The organism is Frigoribacterium faeni, assembly GCF_011761235.1.
Taxonomy (GTDB): domain Bacteria; phylum Actinomycetota; class Actinomycetes; order Actinomycetales; family Microbacteriaceae; genus Frigoribacterium; species Frigoribacterium faeni_A.
This window is the reverse complement of the sequence record NZ_JAAOYW010000002.1, coordinates 272,907-289,705: the sequence shown is the minus strand read 5'-3', so window position 1 is coordinate 289,705 and position 16,799 is coordinate 272,907. Positions and strand designations below refer to the sequence as shown.

The 16,799-nt window shown below is 73.2% G+C and carries 26 protein-coding genes; 10 read left to right on the top strand and 16 right to left on the bottom strand.

What is annotated here, in order from left to right; genetic code table 11:
• The first annotated feature begins 26 nt into the window (after positions 1-26).
• Together FHR78_RS07825 and FHR78_RS07820 are read left to right on the top strand one after the other, a co-directional pair.
• Positions 27-596, top strand: a complete 570-nt coding sequence (locus tag FHR78_RS07825; RefSeq protein WP_166759971.1) for an NADPH-dependent F420 reductase — start codon at positions 27-29, stop codon at positions 594-596.
• A gap of 202 nt (positions 597-798) precedes the next feature.
• Positions 799-1,770 (top strand): hypothetical protein, encoded by a 972-nt coding sequence (locus FHR78_RS07820; protein ID WP_166759970.1) that lies wholly within the window; start codon positions 799-801, stop codon positions 1,768-1,770.
• Between the two features lie 411 nt (positions 1,771-2,181).
• Here FHR78_RS07820 and FHR78_RS07815 read toward each other — a convergent pair whose 3' ends face one another.
• Positions 2,182-2,358: a hypothetical protein gene (locus tag FHR78_RS07815; protein WP_166759969.1), complete on the bottom strand. Its 177-nt coding sequence runs from the start codon at positions 2,356-2,358 to the stop codon at positions 2,182-2,184.
• Between the two features lie 97 nt (positions 2,359-2,455).
• Here FHR78_RS07815 and FHR78_RS07810 point away from each other — a divergent pair, with 97 nt between their 5' ends.
• Entirely contained in the window at positions 2,456-2,773 is a 318-nt protein-coding gene (locus FHR78_RS07810) for an Imm59 family immunity protein (RefSeq protein ID WP_166759968.1), read from the top strand.
• Positions 2,774-2,787: 14 nt separating this feature from the next.
• Here the strand turns inward: FHR78_RS07810 and FHR78_RS07805 are convergent, their stop codons facing one another.
• The 3 genes from FHR78_RS07805 to FHR78_RS07795 form a co-directional block, all read right to left on the bottom strand.
• Positions 2,788-3,054 (bottom strand): hypothetical protein, encoded by a 267-nt coding sequence (locus tag FHR78_RS07805; RefSeq protein WP_166759967.1) that lies wholly within the window; start codon positions 3,052-3,054, stop codon positions 2,788-2,790.
• 124 nt (positions 3,055-3,178) lie between these two features.
• Entirely contained in the window at positions 3,179-3,718 is a 540-nt protein-coding gene (locus FHR78_RS07800) for a hypothetical protein (RefSeq protein ID WP_166759966.1), read from the bottom strand.
• Positions 3,719-3,790: 72 nt separating this feature from the next.
• On the bottom strand, positions 3,791-4,174 hold the full coding sequence (locus FHR78_RS07795) for a cupin domain-containing protein (RefSeq protein WP_166759965.1): 384 nt from the start codon (positions 4,172-4,174) through the stop codon (positions 3,791-3,793).
• A 167-nt stretch (positions 4,175-4,341) separates the two neighbouring features.
• On the opposite strand from FHR78_RS07795, the gene FHR78_RS07790 reads away from it, so the two are divergent.
• Both FHR78_RS07790 and FHR78_RS07785 read left to right on the top strand, forming a co-directional pair.
• Complete coding sequence (locus FHR78_RS07790; RefSeq protein WP_166759964.1) at positions 4,342-5,316, top strand: hypothetical protein; 975 nt, start codon at positions 4,342-4,344, stop codon at positions 5,314-5,316.
• A 31-nt stretch (positions 5,317-5,347) separates the two neighbouring features.
• Positions 5,348-6,193 (top strand): phosphatase PAP2 family protein, encoded by an 846-nt coding sequence (locus FHR78_RS07785; protein ID WP_166759963.1) that lies wholly within the window; start codon positions 5,348-5,350, stop codon positions 6,191-6,193.
• A 98-nt stretch (positions 6,194-6,291) separates the two neighbouring features.
• Here the strand turns inward: FHR78_RS07785 and FHR78_RS07780 are convergent, their stop codons facing one another.
• From FHR78_RS07780 to FHR78_RS07770, 3 genes are all read right to left on the bottom strand, one after another.
• Positions 6,292-7,218, bottom strand: a complete 927-nt coding sequence (locus tag FHR78_RS07780) for an SDR family oxidoreductase (RefSeq protein WP_166759962.1) — start codon at positions 7,216-7,218, stop codon at positions 6,292-6,294.
• A 211-nt stretch (positions 7,219-7,429) separates the two neighbouring features.
• On the bottom strand, positions 7,430-8,272 hold the full coding sequence (locus FHR78_RS07775; protein WP_166759961.1) for a helix-turn-helix domain-containing protein: 843 nt from the start codon (positions 8,270-8,272) through the stop codon (positions 7,430-7,432).
• A 99-nt stretch (positions 8,273-8,371) separates the two neighbouring features.
• Complete coding sequence (locus FHR78_RS07770; RefSeq protein WP_166759960.1) at positions 8,372-8,782, bottom strand: Rid family hydrolase; 411 nt, start codon at positions 8,780-8,782, stop codon at positions 8,372-8,374.
• A gap of 91 nt (positions 8,783-8,873) precedes the next feature.
• Here FHR78_RS07770 and FHR78_RS07765 point away from each other — a divergent pair, with 91 nt between their 5' ends.
• The gene (locus FHR78_RS07765; RefSeq protein WP_166759959.1) at positions 8,874-9,266 is read left to right on the top strand and encodes a winged helix-turn-helix transcriptional regulator; all 393 of its coding nucleotides are present in this window, start codon (positions 8,874-8,876) and stop codon (positions 9,264-9,266) included.
• Positions 9,267-9,410: 144 nt separating this feature from the next.
• Here FHR78_RS07765 and FHR78_RS07760 read toward each other — a convergent pair whose 3' ends face one another.
• Positions 9,411-9,845, bottom strand: coding sequence for a hypothetical protein (locus tag FHR78_RS07760; protein WP_166759958.1), 435 nt, complete (start codon positions 9,843-9,845; stop codon positions 9,411-9,413).
• Positions 9,846-10,050: 205 nt separating this feature from the next.
• Here FHR78_RS07760 and FHR78_RS15420 point away from each other — a divergent pair, with 205 nt between their 5' ends.
• Entirely contained in the window at positions 10,051-10,548 is a 498-nt protein-coding gene (locus FHR78_RS15420) for a pyridoxamine 5'-phosphate oxidase family protein (RefSeq protein WP_347878117.1), read from the top strand.
• Between the two features lie 64 nt (positions 10,549-10,612).
• Here FHR78_RS15420 and FHR78_RS07750 read toward each other — a convergent pair whose 3' ends face one another.
• Positions 10,613-11,266 (bottom strand): SMI1/KNR4 family protein, encoded by a 654-nt coding sequence (locus tag FHR78_RS07750; protein ID WP_166759956.1) that lies wholly within the window; start codon positions 11,264-11,266, stop codon positions 10,613-10,615.
• 101 nt (positions 11,267-11,367) lie between these two features.
• Here FHR78_RS07750 and FHR78_RS07745 point away from each other — a divergent pair, with 101 nt between their 5' ends.
• The 3 genes from FHR78_RS07745 to FHR78_RS07735 all read left to right on the top strand — a co-directional run bounded on the left by FHR78_RS07745 (position 11,368) and on the right by FHR78_RS07735 (position 12,783).
• Positions 11,368-11,874: a fluoride efflux transporter FluC gene (locus FHR78_RS07745; protein WP_347878116.1), complete on the top strand. Its 507-nt coding sequence runs from the start codon at positions 11,368-11,370 to the stop codon at positions 11,872-11,874.
• Positions 11,871-12,248 carry a fluoride efflux transporter FluC gene (locus FHR78_RS07740; RefSeq protein ID WP_432207145.1) on the top strand — a complete coding sequence of 126 codons (378 nt, stop codon included), beginning with the start codon at positions 11,871-11,873 and terminating at the stop codon, positions 12,246-12,248. Before FHR78_RS07745 ends, FHR78_RS07740 begins: the two co-directional genes overlap by 4 nt.
• Positions 12,249-12,381: 133 nt before the next feature.
• Positions 12,382-12,783 (top strand): arsenate reductase ArsC, encoded by a 402-nt coding sequence (locus FHR78_RS07735; RefSeq protein WP_166759955.1) that lies wholly within the window; start codon positions 12,382-12,384, stop codon positions 12,781-12,783.
• A 133-nt stretch (positions 12,784-12,916) separates the two neighbouring features.
• Here FHR78_RS07735 and FHR78_RS07730 read toward each other — a convergent pair whose 3' ends face one another.
• The 7 genes from FHR78_RS07730 to FHR78_RS07700 form a co-directional block, all read right to left on the bottom strand.
• A complete protein-coding gene (locus FHR78_RS07730; protein WP_243862270.1) occupies positions 12,917-13,300 on the bottom strand; it encodes a hypothetical protein in 384 nt (127 codons plus the stop codon).
• A 55-nt stretch (positions 13,301-13,355) separates the two neighbouring features.
• Entirely contained in the window at positions 13,356-14,402 is a 1,047-nt protein-coding gene (locus tag FHR78_RS07725) for an Asp23/Gls24 family envelope stress response protein (protein WP_166759953.1), read from the bottom strand.
• A gap of 156 nt (positions 14,403-14,558) precedes the next feature.
• Positions 14,559-15,164 carry a hypothetical protein gene (locus tag FHR78_RS07720; protein ID WP_166759952.1) on the bottom strand — a complete coding sequence of 202 codons (606 nt, stop codon included), beginning with the start codon at positions 15,162-15,164 and terminating at the stop codon, positions 14,559-14,561.
• Positions 15,161-15,742 (bottom strand): DUF6286 domain-containing protein, encoded by a 582-nt coding sequence (locus tag FHR78_RS07715; protein ID WP_166759951.1) that lies wholly within the window; start codon positions 15,740-15,742, stop codon positions 15,161-15,163. The genes FHR78_RS07720 and FHR78_RS07715 overlap by 4 nt, the downstream gene beginning before the upstream one ends.
• Entirely contained in the window at positions 15,739-16,092 is a 354-nt protein-coding gene (locus FHR78_RS07710; RefSeq protein WP_166759950.1) for a hypothetical protein, read from the bottom strand. Before FHR78_RS07710 ends, FHR78_RS07715 begins: the two co-directional genes overlap by 4 nt.
• Complete coding sequence (locus FHR78_RS07705; protein WP_166759949.1) at positions 16,089-16,277, bottom strand: DUF2273 domain-containing protein; 189 nt, start codon at positions 16,275-16,277, stop codon at positions 16,089-16,091. Before FHR78_RS07705 ends, FHR78_RS07710 begins: the two co-directional genes overlap by 4 nt.
• A complete protein-coding gene (locus FHR78_RS07700; RefSeq protein ID WP_166759948.1) occupies positions 16,274-16,711 on the bottom strand; it encodes an Asp23/Gls24 family envelope stress response protein in 438 nt (145 codons plus the stop codon). Before FHR78_RS07700 ends, FHR78_RS07705 begins: the two co-directional genes overlap by 4 nt.
• Positions 16,712-16,799 lie beyond the last annotated feature (88 nt).

Sequence of the window (16,799 nt, the reverse complement as noted above, 5' to 3'; positions counted from 1 at the left end):
CGAGACCCAGCAGAAGGAGAATCCGCATGACCAACGTCACCATCTTCGGTTCCGGCAACATGGGCTCGGCCATCGCGAGCGTCCTCGCAGCCAACGGCGCCTCCGTCGAGCACATCGGCACCGACGGCGGCACCGTCACCGGCGACGTCGTCGTCCTCGCCGTCCCGTACCCGGCCCTCGACGCCATCGTCGCCAGCCACGGCGACCAGCTCGCCGGCAAGATCGTCGTCGACATCACCAACCCCCTCGACTTCTCCACCTTCGACTCGCTCGTCGTCGCCGACGGCAGCTCGGCCACCGCCGAGCTCGCCGCGAAGCTCCCCTCGTCGTCGGTGCTGAAGGCCTTCAACACGACCTTCGCCGCGACGCTCGCGACGAAGAAGGTCGGCGACCTCGACACGACCGTCCTCATCGCCGGCGACGACGAGGCCGCCAAGCAGACCCTGGCCGGGCTCATCACCGCCGGCGGCGTGCACGCGATCGACGCCGGCTCGCTGAAGCGTGCCCACGAGCTCGAGGCGGTCGGCTTCCTGCAGCTGACGCTCGCCGCCGCCGAGAAGATCAACTGGACCGGCGGCTTCGGCATCGTCCGCTGACACCGCTGGTCGGGCGAGGGCGCTGCACCTGCCAGGGGGTGCAACTCGGAAGATTGTCTCGAGTTGCGCCCTCGTGCTGTACGAGCAAGAGTCCGGTGATCGACGACGCAGGAGGGGCCGGCTCGTCGCAAGAGCGACTGAGTCAAAATCTATTCATTCTGACTAGCCAGTTAGCTCGTCGGCAAGCAACTACCGTCATGTCATGCCCGCAGCCGAGTTCGACACTGCCCACCTGAAGGCCGCGCGAGCTCGTGTCCACGCCAAGGAGCTCTCGGAGATCTGGAACACCTACCTCGATGGCCATCCGTTCGACTTCGATCTACATCAGACCGGGAACGAGCAGTGGACAATGACGATCACACAGGACCGACCTGTCCCGCCGGAAATGTCGATCGTGTTCGGTGAGTGGTTGTTCGACCTTCGAAGCGCTCTCGATTCGGTCATCTGGGCCACAGCAGTGCACGTTTCCCGTCAGGAACCCCCGCCAGGTGAGGATCGCCTGCAGTACCCGATTTTCGAGTCGCGTGCCTCTTGGGACCGCAATCTGACCCGGCTTCGTCCGCTCGCCGAGCACCACCGCGAGATGCTCCTGACGATGCAACCGTTCATGTCCGAGAATCCGGACGCAAACTTCCTTGGTTGGATCAACAAACTGGCACGTATCGACCGGCACCGCCGCATGACTGTTGCCACCGCATACGTTGCGGTAGCGGAGCCCGTCGTCGAACTCAGTGGGGGATCGGAAGTCCGGCTCGAGTGGGGTGAACGGTTGTTCTCCGCCGGTCAGTGCGATCTCTTCAGGCTGACAACGGAGCATCCTGGGGCTGTTCCTCGCGCGAACCCTCGAATGGGCATCGACCCCGAGATCGGAGACTGGGCTCAGTCGGACTTCTATCGAGCAAGGCGGTTCAGTGACCGCCTGCGGATGCTCGAGACGTTCGTGCGTGCCGAGATCGCCTTGTACGAGTACGACTGCACCGGCGAGTCCCGGGACTGGGATGCGGCGTCGGACTCCTTCAAGCAGGAATCGGACGCTAGGCGTCAGGCTCGTGACGTACAGCCCATCAGACGTCCCGGGCGCCCGCCCGTCCACTGGACTGAAGCTGGCGGCCAACGCCCCAGCACTTCAGCGCGGCTCCGTGGCGAGGGGTTCATGCCTGATTCCCGCGGATGACAAGGCCTGAAGGCGTTCTCCCTAGGTGTCCGTCCTCGAGTTCTGCTGTGGTGATCGCGGTGCAGGTGCAGAACGGGCGATGGCCCCGCGTTCACCCCACGCCATCCGTGGGACCCGACGGGACACTACGGGTCGAAACGAGCAAGTGCCTGTCTTGCTGTAGCGGCCCGAGGCGGCGGTTCTGCGGCCCGTGGCTTATGAACAAGGGAGATCGTCTCGGTGATCCCAAGGAAAGGGTTGGGGGTTCGAGTCCCTCCAGGGGCACTCCTCGCTGGCGCTCGTCGGCCCCTTCCGGGCCTCGAACCCCGGTGGCCCCGCGCTTCGCGCGCCCGTCCAGGGGCACCACGTCGACCTGATGCCGGCAGCGGCACGGACCTCGCCCATCGCGGCTCGGCGCTGGCGGGCGAGGCGTCAGGCGGGGACCCCGGGGAACGTTACGAGCGCGATGCCGAGAGCAGCCGCCACCGCACCCAGCACGACGATCACGATGCCCGGCAGCGCGCTGCCGCCTTCACGCCGCCGGATGATGAGCGCGCCGCCGACGACGCCGACGAGACCCAGGACGAGGAGGACGATCGCGAACACCATGAGAGGCCTTTCGATTGGTGACAGCAGCGTAGGTGGGCGAGCCTGCTGCCCAGCTGCGCCCCGCACGACGGGTCACGTCGACCGTATCGTGGGCGACATGACGACAGTCGAAGCCACCGTGGCCACCATCGAGGCAGAGGGGCTCGACCGGTTCAGGTACGTGATCGGTGACGACCACGGCAACGAGATGAACGCCCTCGTCCTCACATGCCGCGACGGTGTCTGGACGTCCTTCTCCACGAGCGAGCGCGCGAGCGTCGTGACGACCAGCATCCGCACGTACGAGGACCTGTCCGACGCGCTGGACGACTTCCTGCGCCTCATGAGGCTCCGGGCCGAGGAGCACGCGCTCATGTCCCGAGTCAGGGAGTCGAACAGGATCGCCCGCGAGCAGTCTCGAGACTCGGACGGCTGACCGACCACCCGCCCTCAGCGGCTGACGCCCCCAGGGTTCGGTGTTCCCCACAGCGCCTTGACGGTGATCCACGCGAGGAGCGTCGAGAACCAGCCGGACAGCGCGAGGATGCCCACCGAGCCTGCGATGCTGGCCGTCGTGAGCTGCGATCCGGTCGGGAAGCCGTCGGGGCCCGTGCTCGCCTGCGAGAGCAGATAGATGCCGAGCCCGAACGAGACGAGCGCGGCGACGAGCAGGAAGATCCACAGGGCCAGCAGGAAGTCGCGGTATCCGGTGTGCACTGAGTGATCCTAGGAGGGGATCGTCACGGCTCCGAGCCGGGCGCGCCCATGCCGCCTGGAGCGCCGTCCACATCCGCAGGGACTCACGTCGTCGTGACGACCCGCCAGCAGGGCGGCGGCGAGGTCACTCCACGCGTTCGTAGGACGCGATCCCGGGGGAGCTCCTGAAGAAGCGCCAGAGGCCCCTCAGTGCCCATTCGCTCTCGCCCACCTCGATGCGGTACTCGCCGGGGCGTGCGTCGATGTCGGCGGCCACGTCGAGGTAGTCGTCGGAGTCCACGCCGCGCAGCACGAGCTGGCCGCAGTCGCGGGTCTCGACGACGACCGCCCGGTCCCACGAGCTCGCGCCGCGCCGGGGCCGGTGGCCGGAGCGCTCGGACCCCCGGGCGCTCTGGACGTCGCACGTGAGGGTGGTCCGGTGCGTGCTGTCGTGCACGCTCGACGCGAACGGGACCAGGCCGAAGAGGACCCCGCTGCCGACCAGGACGACGAGCGTGACCACGGACACGACGCGTCGGGCGGTCCGCTGACGCGGCGTGAGCTGCTCCCTCTTCCGCTGGGGCGGGGCGACGCCGGTCAGGCGCTCGTGATCGAGGCTCGCCTGGCGCTCGCCGCGGGGCGGGACGGCCGACGGGGACGAGTGGTCGGGGCGGGGCGCAGGCACGGCGGGGGCTCCTGGTCGATGGGGTCGCGCGCCGATGCCGGCCGCGACGTCGAGGTCAGCGCGGCGTCCGGGTCAGCGGAAGGTGCCGACCTGGCGCTCGACGGGCACGGTGCCCTCGACGACGACGTCGCCCGTGTGCGCGGTGGTGACCGTCTCGATCAGGACGATCTCCACCTCCTCGTCGGCGACCGGGTTGTGCTGCACGCCCCGCGGGACGACGTGGAACTGACCCGGGGTCAGCACGACCTCCTGGTCGTCGGGCAGCTGGATCCGGAGCCGGCCCGACACCACGAGGAACATCTCGTCCTCGGCGTCGTGGGCGTGCCAGACGAGCTCGCCGAGCAGCTTCGCGACCTTGACGTACTGGTCGTTGACGCGGCCGACGACCCGAGGCGTCCAGTGGGCGGTGACCTGGCGCAGCTCGGTGGCGACGTCGATCCCGGTGAGAGCGGTCATGCGGCCATGATGCCGTACCTCGGAGACGCCGGCGATCGCGAAGGCCCCTCCCCAGGGCTGAACTCGGGGCCCGTAGTCCCCAGGTCCCGCTCGGGGGACTGTGGCGGAGCGGAGGCGCGTGCCAGTGTCGAGGTGACCACCGGCCCCGATCTCGAGGAGACCCGCCCATGCCGACCACGTTCCCGTTCGGCCGCGTCAGGCCGATCATGCTCCGGGTGGTGATCGTCTCGCTCGTGGTGGCCGCCGTCGTCGCGATCGTGTCGATCGCCACGGCGCAGTTCGGCGAGACCTCGTGGCGCCTCATCGGCACCGCCGTGCTCTTCACCGCCTTCGCGCTCTTCTCCTGGTACGACGCCGACGTGTCGTCCCGACGCAGCTCGGTCTTCGCCCTGGTGAGCTTCGCCGTGTCCGTCTACCTGTTCGTCGCGGGCATGCTCAAGATCTGGGCCCCGCCGCCGGTGTCGTACGACTCGTACGGCTACGCGGAGTGGTCGCCCTTCGACGGGTTCCTCGGGTGGGTGCTCCTCGCCGTCATCGCACGGATCGCACTTCTGCACGTGCACCTCGTACTCATCATCGGGGCCCGCCTGCAGTACCGCGTCATGTCGGTCGTCACGACGGTGACGCTCGTGCTCGTCGGCACGCTGGCCGTCCTGCTCACCCTGCCGGTGCTGTTCTCGTGGTCCGACGTCGACGAGTCGTACTGGCGCGCGGTCGGCGTCGTCGCGGTGCTCGACGCCCTGGGCACCGTGCTCGTGCCGCTCGGGTACCAGCTCTTCGCCGGGTCGACGCCGCGCGCCGGGTCGGGGGCGGGCGCGCCGCCGCCGGTGACCGGGCCGGGCGCGGTTCAGCCGACCGGGGCGGGCCCCGTCCCACCGACGGCGTCGTGGACGGCACAGCGAGGAGGCGGGTGGACGACGGGCGTGCCCGGTCCCGTCAACGGGACGGGCGCCTCCTCGGCGGGGTTCCGGCCGCCCGCAGAGGCGTACGCACGTCCGGGGCAGCGGACGCTGCAGTGGCCCCGGTACGAGGACGGCACCCTGCTGCCGGCGGGGACGGACGGTGCCCCGGACTTCCGCGGCGTCGTCGGGTACGACGACTGGGCGCAGCAGGATCGGGGCGACGAGGGCGTCCCGCTGTGAACGGCACGCAGCCGAGGGCCAGACTGGTCGCATGACCCGCACCTCTGATCCTGCCGGCGTGACGAGCTCGCGGAGGGGCGCCGGTCGCTCCGTCCCGCCCGGCCGTGCCGACCGGCGCATCGGCCGGCGCGACCTCACCGAGTGGCGCACGCCCGCGGGGCAGCGGCTCGCGTCGCAGCACCGCGAGGTCGCCAAGCGCGTCGGCGCGCGACGGGCCCTCGTCGCCACGCTCGCCGTCGGGGGCAGCGTCGTCGTCGCCGCGACGGCGGGCGCCGCGTGGATCTACGACGGCGTCACCGGCCGCGACGGCATCGGGAGCCTCGACCGCCCGGCGCTCGAGAAGGCCAAGTCGCTGCGCTCGCCCGCCGTCAACCGGGCCGCCGCGACGATCGCCCACGCCTTCGGCCCGGTCGCGATGCCGCTGCTCACGGTCGGCGCGGCCGTGGCGTTCGGCGTGCGCGACCGCCGGGCGAACCCCGTCACGGTGATCGTCGCGGCCAGCGCGGGGTCGCTCGTCATGACGCTCGTCGGCAAGAGGCTCATCGCGCGGAACCGCCCGCCCCGCCACGAGGCCATCCCGCCCTACGAGAAGTCGCCGTCGTTCCCGTCGGGGCACACGCTGAACACGACCACGATCATCGGGATCCTCGCCTACCTCGTCGCGCTGCGCCAGGAGAAGAACGGGCCGCAGGTGGCCGTCATCGGCGGCGCCGCGGCCACCGCGGTGACCGTCGGCCTCTCGCGGGTGCTGCTCGGCGCCCACTGGTTCACGGACGTCGCCGTCGGCTGGGTCACCGGCACCGGCTGGCTCTCGCTCGTCATCACGAGCCACCGGCTCTACCTCTCGGCCCAGGACGACGACGAGATCGGCGAGTAGGCGGCCCCGCCACCGCCACCGCCACCGCCACCGCTACCGTCACAGGCCGCAGGCGTCGGCCACAGGGCCCAGGCCCGTGCCCCGTCCGCGGTCGGGGCTCAGCCCTCGGCGCGCACCCCGGTCAGCTGCTCCGACACGTCCCACAGGCGCCGCGCCTCCGTCGTGTCCCGCAGCGGCTCCCAGAACTGCTGCCGCGCGGGCGGGCCGCCGAGCGTGCGGCGCGGGCCCCAGAACTCGTCGCCGGCCGTGTCGGGCCGGGCGGCGGCGAGGGCGGGCAGGGCCGCGCTCTCGACGGTCCCGACCACGCCGAGGCGGGACAGCACCCCGATGACCCTCCGCTCGGGCGAGACGCCGGGACGCCCCATGCCGGGCTGCGCCGCCAACAGGTTGGTCGGCGAGACGCCGGGGTGCGCGAGCGTGCTGCTGACGCCCCACCCTGCCTCGCGGCTGCGCCGGTCGAGCTCGCGGGCGAACAGCCCCACCGCGATCTTCGACGCCGAGTAGGCGGCCATGACGTCGTACGACCGGCGGGCGTCGAGGTCGTCCCAGTCGATTCGGCCCCGGCGGGCGGCCACGCTGGTCTGGTGCACGACCCGGGCACGACCCGCCCGGAGGAGCGGCAGCAGCCCCAGCGTCAGGGCCGCGTGCCCGAGGTGGTTCGTGCCCATCTGCAGCTCGAAGCCGTCCACGGTCTCCTGCCGCTGAGCGGGCCGCATCACCCCCGCGTTGTTCACGAGCAGGTGGACGGGCCGCCCCTCAGCGCCGAGCCCGTCGACCAGGGCCGCGACCGAGGCCAGCGACGACAGGTCGAGCGGCCGCGTGCCGACCACGGCGCCCGGCACCGCGTCGCGGATGCGCTGCGCCGCGCGCTCGCCCTTCTCGGCCGACCGGACGGGCATGACGACCTCGGCACCGGCCCGGGCGAGCCGGGTCGCGACGACGTGGCCGATGCCGTCGCTCGCGCCGGTGACGACGGCCAGCTGGCCGGTCAGGTCGGGCAGGTCGGCGTCGGATGTGCGAGGCATGGGGTGCTCCTTCGTGTCAGGGCCACCCGAGGAGGTGGTGGTCCCATGCTGCGACCGGTCGCGGACCGCATCCAGGGCCTGTCGATCCACGGCTCGACGCTCCTCGTCGGGCGCTGTCCGCACAGGTGGGTGGGCACCGAGCGGACAGGCGGGCGCCGAGCGCACCGGCGCGCGGGCACTGTCCGCGCAGGCCCGGGCCCGCACCGCTGCCCTACGACGTGGCGAACTGCCCGCCGCCGACGACCGCGAGCAGCTGCAACGCGTCGTGGCTCGCGCTGCCCGGCGCGGCCGTGTACACGAGCAGCCGGTGCGACTGGTCGGGGTCGACGAGCGTCTGGCACGACAGCTCGAGCGCGCCGACGACCGGGTGCCGGAACCGCTTCACGTCGGGCGGTCGCAGGCCCACCTCGTGGGCCTCCCACACGCGGCGGAACCGCTCGTCGTCGATCAGCAGGTCGACCAGGCCGGCGGCGCGCGAGCCGGGGCCGCGAAGGGCGACGAGCTCGCGCAGGCCCGAGGCGTAGAGCCGCGAGAGCTGGTGCTGCTCGTCCTCCGGGTACGCGGCCCGCGCCTCCTCGTCGGTGAACCAGCGGTAGCCGAGGCTGCGCGCCGGGCCGCGGCGTCGGGACGCGTCGCCCAGCAGGGCCGTTCCCAGCGGGCTCTGCCGCAGCGTCTCGCCGAGCTCGGTGACGATCTCGGCGGGGGTGTCGACGAGGCGGTCGAGCACCCGCAGCAGGCCCGGCGCGACGTGCTCGCCGTCGGAGCCCCGCACGGGCGGCCGGTGCCCGGCGAGCCGGAACACGTGGTCGCGCTCGTCGAGCGTGAGGTGCAGGCCCTGGGCGATGCTCGACAGCATCTGCTCGGAGGGGTGCGGGCCCGTTCCTCGCTCGAGGCGGGCCCAGTAGTCGGCGGACATGTGGCAGAGGGCGGCGACCTCCTCACGGCGCAGCCCGGCCGTCCGGCGACGGGCGCCGCGGGTGAGGCCGACGTCCTCGGGCTGCAGCGACGTGCGCCGTCGGCGGAGGAAGTCGGCGAGTGCGGGGCGGTCGATCACGGGTCCTGCCTTCCGGGCCATGGGCGTGGCTCGATCCTCGCGCACGGGCCCGGCGCGAGCCAGGACCCGACGATCCGCCCCTCCGCATCCGCCTCCGTCTCAGTCGAGGACGGCGTACGCCTCGAGCTCGACGAGCACGTCGGGCTCGAAGAGGAAGTCGACGCCGATCACCGACACCGGCGGCAGGGGCGTCGGCAGGTCGAGCTCGTCGGCCACCAGCTCGATGCCCGCCATGAAGTCGCCGAACATCTCGGGCGTCGACCCGGTGACGAAGAACCGCAGGCGGACGACGTCGCCGTAGCCGGCGCCCGCCGCCGTGAGGCCCCGGTGCGCGTTGCGGAGCACCGCGGCGACCTGCTGGGCGAGGTCGCCGGGGGACAGGCGCCGGCCCTCGCCGTCGCGCGCGATCTGGCCCGCCACGTGCACGTGGCGGGAGCCGGTCGCGATCGACACGTGGTCGTACGGCACGGGCTGGAACATGCCCTCGGGGCTCAGGGTCTGGACGGTCACGGGGGTCCTCTCGTCAGGGCACGACGGGGGATCGTCGTGGTTCCCTCTGTCTACCTGGTGCACGAGAGCGACTTCAACGAGACTAGGTGCCATGGACGACACCGCCGCCCGCCCTCCCCACGACGTCGGCCCCGAGCTGCTCGCCGTCGACGCCCCGCACCGCGAGCTGCTCGACGAGCTGCTCGACAAGTGGTCGCTGCAGGTGCTCGACCAGCTCTGCGGGCGGCCGCTCCGCTTCAACGAGCTGCGTCGCGCCGTGCCGGCGGTCGGCCAGAAGTCGCTGACGGCGACGCTGCGCCGACTCGAGCGCAACGGGATGATCGAGCGCGTCGTCCTGCAGACGAGGCCGGTCGCCGTCGAGTACCGCATCGCCCCGATCGGCGACTCGCTGAACGAGCTGGTCGACGCCCTGCTGCGCTGGACCAGCGGGGCACTGCCCGACGTCGAGCGCGCCCGGGCCCGCTACGACGCCGAGGTCGGCTGACACCGCCGAGTGGACGAGACACCGCCCACTTTCGCGGTGTTCCGTCCACTCGGCGGTGTCCGAGTCCGTTCGGCGGGCGCAGCCCGCGCGGGCGGCAGCCCCGAGGAGGCGCGGGTCGCCTAGAACCGAGGAGGCGCGGGTCGCCTAGAACACGGCGGTGACGGCCAGCGCCAGCACCGCCACCAGGGCGATCGCGGCGACAACCCGCGACGTGCCCATCACGAGGCGGCGTCGCCGGCCCGGCACCCAGTCGTCGTCGTCCGCGTCGCGCAGCTCGGGCGGCAGCTCGGCCTCGCGCAGGCGGGCGGCGCGCTCGCGGCGCTCCCGCTCGGCGGTCTCGCGCTCGCGCCGACGCAGCGCCTCGACCTCGCGGTCGTGCTCGAGGTACAGCTCGAGCTCGCGGTGCCGCTCTTCGGACCAGGCGTCCAGCGAGGAGGCGGGGGGCGCCTCCTCGGGAGCTGTGCCATCGGTCGTCGGGGCGTCCTGCCCGGTCTCGCGCGCCTCCTCGACGGGGCCGGTGGCCGGCCCGCCCTCGGGCTGGTCGGCAGGCAGGTCGTCGGGGTGACCGTCGTGTCGCATGGGAGTCCTTCGCGCCGGGGGGACGTGCACGGACCAGCGTACGTCGCGCCCCCGTCGGCCGTGGGACACGCCTTGTGCTGGGAACGGTCTGCGAGGTCCCGCGTCGGGAGCCGTGCATCCGGCGGCACCGGGGGAGCAGGGTGGGCGCAGCACCACCCCCGCTCGACTCGTGTCGGCCCAGGCCGACGGACGGAAGGAGCCACTCGTGGCCGACAACACCAGCACCACCCATCACGACGACGTCGCCAAGCTCGCGAAGCTGCTCGGCGACTTCGACTTCGCGATGCTGACCACCATCGACGAGGACGGCGCCCTCGTCGGGCACCCGATGACCCTGCAGGAGGCCGAGTTCGACGGCGACCTCTGGTTCATCGTCGGCCTCGGCTCGACGGCCGTCGCGCACCTGAGCCGCAAGGACACCGTCGGGGTCACCCTCAGCGCCCGCGACTCGTGGGTCTCGCTCGCCGGCACCGCGGCCGTCGTCGATGACCACGCCAAGCTCGAGCAGCTGTGGAACAGCCGTGTCGAGGCGTGGTTCCCCGAGGGACCGAGCGACCCGACGGTCGGCCTCGTCAAGTTCACGGCCCACAGCGCCGAGTACTGGGACAGCCCCGGCGGCAAGGTCGCCTCGGCCCTGTCGTTCGTCAAGTCGAAGGTGACCGGCGACGCGCTCGACGCCGAGAACGAGAAGATCGAGCTCTAGGGCGACCGCCCACCGCTCGCCGCAGGGCCCCGGGTCGTCGTCGACCCGGGGCCCTCGTGCGCTCTCAGAACAGCGGGTGCGGCCCGCCCCAGGCGGCGGGCCAGGTGCCCGGGTCGATCTCGGTGCGCGGAGGGTACGGGCTGTGCGCCCAGGCGTCGGCCCACAGCTCGGCGAGCAGCGCGTCCCGATCGGGGCCGAGGGGAACGTCCTGCTCGTGCTCGTCGAGCAGACCGGCCTCGGCCAGGGTGCTCACCGCGTCCACGACGTGGACGAGCGAGGGGGCCACCACCCGGGGCAGGTCGGGCCAGCTCGCGTCGACGACGACGCCGCCCTGCGGGGAGGACAGGTCGAGCACGGACTGCCACCAGCCCTCGTGCGAGATCGACAGCCACGCCCGGCTCCACTGCCACGGCTCGACGAACTCGCGAAGCTGCAGCTGCCCCTCCGCCATGATCCGTGCGGGGAGCAGCGGACCCATGTCGATCGAGGGCCACCAGGGCAGCCGGGTGCCCTGCCGCTCGGGCTGCCCGTCGTGGGTGCGGAGCAGCAGCACGAGCTCGGCCGGCAGCACGAACGGGGCGGCGGCGTCCCGGAGGGCCTCGAGGTCGTCCTCGCCGACCGGCCCGCCGAGGCTCGCCCACAGCTCGGGGCCGCACCGGGGCAGCACGTCGGCGAGCCGGGCGAGCGCCCGGGCCATGTCGTCGGTGAGGGGATCCATCCGCGCATCATGGCATCGACCGGAGCCGGACCGGGGGCGGTCGACGTGCTTGACTCTCGACGGTGCCCCCGACTGGGGGCGCCGACCCCGAGGAGGCGCCCGTGACGACACCCGCGCCCGGCGTCGACCCCGAGGAGGCGGCGGCCCGGCCGGTGCACCTGCGCTGGCGGTCGCTCGGCCTCGTCGCCCTGGGCGGCACGATCGGCACCGGGGCCCGAGAGGCCCTGGCCCTGTCCCTGCCCGCCGCTCCCGGCACGCTTCCCGTCACGATCGCGGTCATCAACGTCGCCGGGTCGTTCGTGCTCGGCCTGCTGCTCGAGTCGCTGCTGCGGCGGGGGCCCGACCGCGGTCGCCGACGCGACCTGCGGCTCTTCGTCGGCACGGGCGTGCTCGGCGGCTTCACCACCTACAGCGCGCTCGCCGTCGACACGGGGCTGCTGCTCGACGGGCACCCCGGCACGGCCGCCGCGTACGCGCTGGGGTCGGTCGTCATCGGTGCGCTCGCCGCGGCGGGCGGCATCGCGCTCGGCGCCGCGGCCGCCCGGCGCGGGGCCCGGCGCGGCACCCGGGACGGTGCCCGGGACGATCGTCCGGGGGAGCGCTCGTGATCGCGCCCTGGCTCTTCGTCGCGGTGGCGGCGGCCGGCGGCGTCGGCGCCGCGCTGCGGCTCGTCGTCGACGGCACCGTCCGCGCGGCGGTGCCGACACGGGTGCCGCTCGCCACGGCGGTCATCAACGTGGGGGGCTCGTTCGTGCTCGGCCTGCTCACCGGGCTCGCCGCCTCCTCGGCTCTGGCCCCCGGGTGGCTGCTGGTGCTGGGCGGCGGGCTGATGGGCGGGTACACGACGTTCAGCACGGCGAGCGTCGAGACCGTCCGCCTGCTCGCAGAGGGGCGACGGGGGCCGGGGCTGCTCTACGGGCTCGGCGTGCTCGTGCTCGCCGTCGGCGCGGGCCTGCTCGGCGTGCTGCTCGGCTCGGCCTGAGCGTCGCGCCCCCGCTCGCCGAGACGGGTCGAGGGCGGGTCTTCCGGGCCGAGGGCGGGTCGACGCCGACCCGCCCTCGAGCCGGAAGACCCGCCCTCAGCTTCAGGACGGACGCCTCCGGCAGGATGTCGACATGACCCCGAAGCCCGTCGTCCTGTTCGTCTGCGTCCACAACGCCGGGAGGTCGCAGATGGCCGCCGGCTTCATGCGCTCGCTGTCCGGCGGGGCGGTCGAGGTTCGGTCGGGCGGCTCCGAGCCGGGCGACAGCATCAACCCCGTCGCCGTGCAGGCCATGGCCGAGGTCGGCATCGACATCTCGGCCGCCGTGCCCCAGCTCATGACGACCGAGCAGGTGCACGCCTCGGACGCGGTCGTGACGATGGGCTGCGGCGACGTGTGCCCGATCTTCCCCGGCAAGCGCTACGAGGACTGGGAACTCGCCGACCCCGCCGGGCAGGACCTGGAGGCGGTGCGCCCGATCCGGGACGACATCCGCGGGCGGGTCGAGCGCCTGCTCGGCGAGCTGCTGCCCTAGCCGACCGGTCGGGCGCTCCACGCGGTCGAGGGCGGGTGTTCCGGGCCGAGGGCGGGTCGCGGACGACCCGCCCTCGAGCCGGAAGACCCGCCCTCGGCGGAGTGAGCAGCAGAGCAGAGCGGAGCAGCGCGGCTCAGCTGAAGCGCTGCAGCAGCTCCTGGATGAACGGCCACACGTCGCGCGCCTGGTCGACGCCCGCCAGCGCGGTCGCGACGAGCGGCCAGAGCGACACGAGCAGCGTCGAGACGACGGCGGCCACGCCGAGCACCCAGGCGAGCGGGCCGTTGCGCACGACGAGGATCAGCGCCAGCAGCACCAGCGCCAGCAGGTAGCCGATCGCGGCGGCCGCGGCGATCGACCCGACGGGGACGTCGAGCGCCCCCGCCGTGCCGCCGTCGGCCGCCCCGATCAGCCCGAGCACGGGCAAGAACACGCCGCCCACGATCAGCAGGCACAGCACTACCGAGGTGACGAGCGCGGCCCAGACGGCACGGGGCCGGGCGCATCGGGTGGACATCGTCGTGCGTCGGAACATCGTCGTCGCCTCTCGCGGTGGTGGGTGGTGGTGCGGGTCAGCGGGCGGAGGTGCCCTGGTCGCCGTCGGTGCGGCGGTCGTCCGGCGTGTCGACGACGACGCTCGTGTCGCCGTCCTCGACGGTGACCGTCACGGTCGTGCCGTCGGGCACGTCCGTGACCGACTCGTCGGCGGTGCCGGCCGAGGAGGCGGTGTCGGCGGAGGAGGCGGTGGTCGCGTCGGCGGACCGGTCGCGGTCGTCGCCGGCCCGGTCGGACGCGTCGGACAGCGAGTCCAGCGCGTCGGCGGCCCGGGTGCGGGCGGCGTCGAGCAGGTCGCCGGCGGCGTCCTTCGCGTCGGACGCCGCGCCTCCTGCGCTCGCGGCCGCGTCGTCGCCGCGGCGGCCGGCCTCGTCGCGGAGGTCGCGGGCCTGGTCGCCCAGCTCTCCGGCCTTGCGGCGGGCCTGCTCGCCGACCTCGTCGGCCTTGTCGGAGGCGGCGTCGCGCACCTCGGCCGCCGTGTCGGCGACCTGCGCGGCCTTCTCCTGGAGCGTGTCGGAGGCGCGGTCGGCGCCGTCCTTCAGCGCGTCGCCGACCTGGCCGGCGCGGTCGGCGACGGTGTCGCGGACCTGCCCGGCCTTCGCCTTCGCCGAGTCGCGGGCGTCGTCGAGGGCGGCCTTGCGCTTCTCGGCGGCCGCCTTGCGGCGGGCCTCGTCGGCCTCGTCGAAGGGGCCGTGGACGTCGGTGACGGCCACGTCGACCGTGACGACCTCGTCGCCGACCTGGCCGACGGCGTGGCGCACGGCGGTGCGGACGTGGTCGGCGACCGCGGTCACCGTCGCCGGGTACTCGGCGACGACGGAGATCTCGACGAGGAGGCCGGCGTCGGTCGTGCTGGTGCGGATGCCGGGGGTGGAGGTGGCGCCCACGGCCGTGCGGAGCGCGCCGGCGACGCGGTCGGCGGTGGTGCCGAGGCCGTGCACGCCCGTGGTGCCGAGGGTGGTCACGGCGATCATGCGGTGCAGGGCCTGCTCGGGCGTCTCGGCCTCGGCCGGGCCGGCGTCGTCGAGGGCGATGGGGGTGACGTGGTGTGCGGAGTCGGTCACGATGGGCCGTCCTTCCTGGAGGGTGCGGAGTCGGGGGAGCGCCGGAGGCGACGCTCGGGCGTCGAGGGGACGCGGTCGTCCCGGGGTCGGGACGCGGACGGCCCCCGCCCTCGGTCGAGAGCGAGGGCCGTCCGGGTGGTGCGGTGTGGAGCCGGGTCAGTCGAGCCGGGTGGCCGACGACATCTGCGTGCGCAGGCCGCCGTTGATCTGCACGACCACGGGGGTCACCGTGCCGAGCAGGTCGTCCCAGCGGGAGACCGCCTCGTCGACGGCGCGGCGCAGGTCGACCGGGGAGGCGCCGCGACGGGCGTCCACGGTCACGCGGAGCACGTTCTCGCCCTTGATCCGGAACGCGACGACGTCGGCGGAGACGACGCCGGGGGTGTTCGACAGCGCCTCCTCGAGGACGTTCGCCGCGACCTTGGCGTCGATGACGACGTGGCCGCCGGTCGGCGAGTGGCTGTCGTCCGCCTCCGAGAGGTCGAGCAGCGTGCTGGTGCGGCCGCCGCCCTGACGGACGATGAACGCGATCAGCAGGACGATCAGCACGAGGCAGACGACGGCCGTGACCCAGAGGATCCAGACCTGGCTGCCCGAGAGGGCGTCCGTGACCTGGCCGGTCGCGTCGGACGCGCCGTCCGAGACCGTCTGCTGCACGTCGGGCCACAGGGCGCCCACGGCCACGGCTGCGCCGGCGAGGAGCAGCACGAGCCCGACGACGAAGACCAGGAGGCGGTTGAGACCGCGGTTGGTGTCGTTCATCGGCCGACCTTCCCCTTCTTGGTGGACAGCTTCACGCGCGGCCGGAGCGCCGGCGTGTAGTCGTAGCCCGAGATCTCGTCGCGGACCGCCTCCTCGATGCTGCGGAGGTCGGCGGTGCGGCCCGAGACCGGGTCGATCTCGACGAGGGCGACCTTCTTGCCGACGCTGACGCTCACCCGGTCCGGGTGGACGTCGCCGGCGAAGCTGGCCGTGCGGGCGAGCGACCGGGCGATGACGCGGTCGTCGACCACGGCGGCGGTGCGGTCGGCGCCGGCGGCTCGGCGGCCACGGCGACCGGGAGCCAGCGAGACGACGATCAGGACGAGGCCGACGATCGCGACGACGATACCGATCGCGGTGAGCGTGCCGACGGGGGCGCCGGCTGCGCCGAGCACGGCCGAGGCGGCGTCCGCCGGGGCCACGAGCAGCGGGGCGGTGCCCACGGCGGCGAGCACGGACTCCGTGCCGATCCACGCGAACACCAGCACGAGCAGCACGGCGAGGGTCACGGCGATGCCCGACCTCGACGAGTGCGTCTCGCGACGGAGGATGCGGCGGTAGGTGGTGCTGGTGCTCATGAAACCCGCCTCCTCTGGCTGAGCTCGGCGCCGGTGATCTGCAGGTCGACGCGTTCGACTTCGGTGCCGGTCAGCTGCAGGACGCGCTGCCGGATGGTGGACTGGGCCGACGTGAGCCGGTCCAGCAGGGTGCCCGTCGACCGGTCGGGCAGGCCGAGCGGGGTGATCCGCACGGGTGCCTTGGCGACGAGGGTGAGCCCGCCGTCGCGGTCGGTCAGCTCCACGGACACGTCGGACGCCTTGGCGTCCAGTGCCTCCGCGGTGACGGCCGACACCACACGGCGCACGGCGCGCGACGTGATCACGGTGCGGCCGTGGGAGGCCTGGTCGGCCGTCACCGCCGCGGTCACGAGGACCGCCGCCCGCGGAGGGCGTCCGCGACACCGCGGACGTCCAGCTTGCCCTCGGTGAAGCGACCGACGAAGTAGCCGATCACCAGTGCGAGGGCGACCAGGAGGAGACCCCCGAAGCCGAACTGCAGGGCCGTCAGCGCGAGGACCGCGCCGACGAGCATGCCCTTGGTGGTCGCGGTCACTTGACGCGGCTGTCGTCGGCGGAGTCGTTGTCGTCCTCGGAGGGGATGTACACGTCGGAGACGGTGACGTTGACCTCGGTGACCTCCATGCCCACGACCTGCGAGATCGCGTCGGTGACGGAGGAGCGGACGTCGTCGGCGACCTGCTGGAGGTCGACGGGGTACTCGGCGACGATGACGATGTCGGCGGCGACCTGCTTCTCGCCGACCTCGACGGAGACGCCCTGGCCGCGGTCCTGCTGGTTGATGGCGTTGCGGATCGCGCCGATGGCACGGGCCGCGCCGTTGCCGAGGTCGTGCACGCCGGGCACCTGGCGGGCCGCGATGCCGGCGACCTTCGAGACGACGCCGTCGGCGATCGTGTTCTTGCCGCCGGCGTCGGTGGTCTGCGTGGCGGCCGAGGTGGTCGAGGTGGTGGGGGCGACGGTGCTCATGTGCTTCTCCTCAGTTCGTGAGTCGGGTTCGACGACCGGTCGGTCGTCCGGGGCCCCGGTGTGGGACTCATACAGTCAGGCGCACCGA

What these genes read in the sequence shown, in the direction of transcription:
- FHR78_RS07825 (WP_166759971.1), top strand. Translation starts at nt 27, where the DNA reads ATGACCAACGTCACCATCTTCGGTTCCGGCAACATGGGCTCGGCCATC.
- FHR78_RS07820 (WP_166759970.1), top strand. Translation starts at nt 799, where the DNA reads ATGCCCGCAGCCGAGTTCGACACTGCCCACCTGAAGGCCGCGCGAGCT.
- FHR78_RS07815 (WP_166759969.1), bottom strand. Translation starts at nt 2,358, where the DNA reads ATGGTGTTCGCGATCGTCCTCCTCGTCCTGGGTCTCGTCGGCGTCGTC.
- FHR78_RS07810 (WP_166759968.1), top strand. Translation starts at nt 2,456, where the DNA reads ATGACGACAGTCGAAGCCACCGTGGCCACCATCGAGGCAGAGGGGCTC.
- FHR78_RS07795 (WP_166759965.1), bottom strand. Translation starts at nt 4,174, where the DNA reads ATGACCGCTCTCACCGGGATCGACGTCGCCACCGAGCTGCGCCAGGTC.
- FHR78_RS07790 (WP_166759964.1), top strand. Translation starts at nt 4,342, where the DNA reads ATGCCGACCACGTTCCCGTTCGGCCGCGTCAGGCCGATCATGCTCCGG.
- FHR78_RS07785 (WP_166759963.1), top strand. Translation starts at nt 5,348, where the DNA reads ATGACCCGCACCTCTGATCCTGCCGGCGTGACGAGCTCGCGGAGGGGC.
- FHR78_RS07780 (WP_166759962.1), bottom strand. Translation starts at nt 7,218, where the DNA reads ATGCCTCGCACATCCGACGCCGACCTGCCCGACCTGACCGGCCAGCTG.
- FHR78_RS07765 (WP_166759959.1), top strand. Translation starts at nt 8,874, where the DNA reads ATGGACGACACCGCCGCCCGCCCTCCCCACGACGTCGGCCCCGAGCTG.
- FHR78_RS07760 (WP_166759958.1), bottom strand. Translation starts at nt 9,845, where the DNA reads ATGCGACACGACGGTCACCCCGACGACCTGCCTGCCGACCAGCCCGAG.
- FHR78_RS07750 (WP_166759956.1), bottom strand. Translation starts at nt 11,266, where the DNA reads ATGGATCCCCTCACCGACGACATGGCCCGGGCGCTCGCCCGGCTCGCC.
- FHR78_RS07735 (WP_166759955.1), top strand. Translation starts at nt 12,382, where the DNA reads ATGACCCCGAAGCCCGTCGTCCTGTTCGTCTGCGTCCACAACGCCGGG.
- FHR78_RS07730 (WP_243862270.1), bottom strand. Translation starts at nt 13,300, where the DNA reads ATGTCCACCCGATGCGCCCGGCCCCGTGCCGTCTGGGCCGCGCTCGTC.
- FHR78_RS07720 (WP_166759952.1), bottom strand. Translation starts at nt 15,164, where the DNA reads ATGAACGACACCAACCGCGGTCTCAACCGCCTCCTGGTCTTCGTCGTC.
- FHR78_RS07715 (WP_166759951.1), bottom strand. Translation starts at nt 15,742, where the DNA reads ATGAGCACCAGCACCACCTACCGCCGCATCCTCCGTCGCGAGACGCAC.
- FHR78_RS07700 (WP_166759948.1), bottom strand. Translation starts at nt 16,711, where the DNA reads ATGAGCACCGTCGCCCCCACCACCTCGACCACCTCGGCCGCCACGCAG.